Source organism: Streptomyces sp. C (assembly GCF_000158895.1).
In the GTDB taxonomy this organism is placed as follows: domain Bacteria; phylum Actinomycetota; class Actinomycetes; order Streptomycetales; family Streptomycetaceae; genus Streptomyces; species Streptomyces racemochromogenes.
Window position 1 is genome coordinate 793,298 of record NZ_GG657750.1, and the last position, 2,213, is coordinate 795,510.

At 77.0% G+C, this 2,213-nt stretch carries 1 protein-coding gene and 1 pseudogene; both read right to left on the reverse strand.

All coding sequences use genetic code 11. The features are described from left to right. A pseudogene (locus SSNG_RS41745) lies at positions 1–314 on the reverse strand (hypothetical protein); the annotation flags it as partial. Between the two features lie 171 nt (positions 315–485). Continuing rightward, a complete protein-coding gene (locus tag SSNG_RS03560; RefSeq protein ID WP_128636852.1) occupies positions 486–1,781 on the reverse strand; it encodes an MFS transporter in 1,296 nt (431 codons plus the stop codon). Positions 1,782–2,213: the final 432 nt, after the last annotated feature.

Consider the following 2,213-nt stretch of genomic DNA (forward strand, 5'->3'; position numbering starts at 1 on the left):
GGGGCCTCCGGTTCGGGCCCGCTCAGCAGGAACACCAGCGCGCCCGCCCCGGCCAGCGCCACCAGCGCCAGGGCGGCCGGCGCGAGCCGGCTCCCGCGCCGCACGGGCGCGTACCGGTGATCCGGGTCCGCGGGGCCGGCCGGGGGTGCGGGCGGGACGAGCGGCAGCGGCTGCGTCGTCTCCTCCAGGGACTCCGGCAGCGACGGCCAGTCGGGGTACGCCGGGCCGTGGGGGTCCTCGGGCACGGCGACGTAGGGGCGTACGAGGTGGCGGTCGTCGGGCTCGGGCCCGTTCTCATGGGGGTGTGGGGACACGGTTGTCTCCGGGCGCGGACAGGGGGCCGGTGCGGCGGTGCGGAACCGGCCCCCGTCCAGCCGGTCAGGCCCTGCGCCGCCGGGCGGCGAGGGCCGTGCCCGCCCCCGGGGCCTGCACGGTCAGCGGGGCGCGGGCGGATATCGGCATGGGGGACTTCTCCGAAGTAGGGCTCATTCGGTGGCTCTTGAGCGGACTCTTTCCGTCCGCGACCGCTTCGTCAAGCCGGGTGTCCGTTCCGCCCCATCCATCCGTTCTGCTCCGGCGGCGGACCGGGAGGTGACCGCCACCGTCACGGCGGCCGCCAGCATCAGCGCCGCGCCGGTGAGCGGGGCCGCCGGCACGGAGACGCCGTCCACCGCGAGCCCGCCGGCGAGGGCGCCCGCCGCGATGGCGAAGTTGAACACGGCCACCATCAGGGAGGAGGCGGCCTCGGCGGCCCGGGGCGCGGCGTGGAGCATCCAGCGCTGCAGGCTGACGGAGACCCCGCCGTAGACCAGGCCCCAGACCAGGAGCAGCGCGGTCCCGGCGGCGGCTCCCGGTACGACGGCGATCAGCGCCAGTACCGCGGTGAGGGTGGCGCTGACGGTGAGCAGCGTACGGCGGGCGTCGCGCGGCCCGGCCAGGAAGTTGCCCGCGACCCCGGCGAGGCCGTAGCCCAGGAGCAGGGTGCTGACCAGGCCGGAGTCGACGCCGGAGACGTCCCGCAGGAGGGGCCGCACGAAGGTGTAGGCGGCGAACTGGCCGGTCACCACCAGGAAGGTGACGACGACTCCGGCCCGGACGCCGCGGTTGCGGCGCAGCAGGGCGGGAAGTTCGCGGAAGGTGACGGGCCCGGTCGGGGGGAGTGCGGGGAGCAGCAGGAGCAGGGCGGCGGTGGTGAGGGCGCCGAGGACGCCGACGGCGCCGAAGGCGGTGCGCCAGCCGCCCAGTTCGCCGAGGAGGGTCCCGGCGGGGACGCCGAGCACGGAGGCGGTCGGGACCCCGCCGAAGATCAGGGCCGTGGCCCGGCCGACGTGGTGCCCGGGAACCAGCCGGACGGCGAGTCCGCCCGCGACGGCCCAGAATCCGCCGACGCTGACGCCGACGAGCATCCGGGCGGCCAGCAGCACCGTGAAGTCCGGCGCGAACGCGGCGGCGAGGTTGGCGGCTGCCATCAGGGCGATCAGCACGCAGAGCACGTGCCGCCGGTCCAGCCGGGCGGCGCCGACGGTGACGAGGGGCGCGCAGAAGCCCGCGACGAGACCGGGGACGGTGACCATGAGCCCGGCGGTGCCGTCGGAGACCCCGAGGTCGGCGCCGACGGGGGTGAGCAGGCCGACGGGCAGCAGCTCGGAGGTGATCAGGCAGAAGATCCCCAGGGAGACGGCCGTCACGGCCGCCCATGCCCTGAGGGGGCCGTGCCCGGACGGGGACGGCCCGGGGGGCGGGGTGGGTCCGGGAACGCTGGACGCGGCTGGTTCGGTCATGCTCGGCACTCCGTACGGCAGGCGGGCGGACGGTGAACGGGGCACGGCGGCACCAGGCCCCGGGGGTCGCGCCTCCCCCGTCGCCCGCACTGCCGTGCCGTGCCGATCGCGTTCCCGCTCATTCTGCGACCGCCGGGGCCGTTTCCGGCCGCCTCCCGAAGGATCGATTCGGCAACGCCCGGCCCGGTCCGCCCCGTCACCCGGACGCGTGACCGCCCGGATCCGCGGGGTCCCGGACTACGGCATGGTGGTCGGATGCAGTTACGCCGGGCCGCCCTGCCCCTCTCCCTCCTCGCGCTCCTCGCGAGCGCCGGCTGCGTGTCCGTGGGTGCGGAGTCCGGCGGTCCGGAGCCGGCACGGGGCTCCGTACCACCCGCGGACGCGCCGGACTCCCCCGACGCCCCGGACGTCACCGGCGCGCGCCACGCCCAC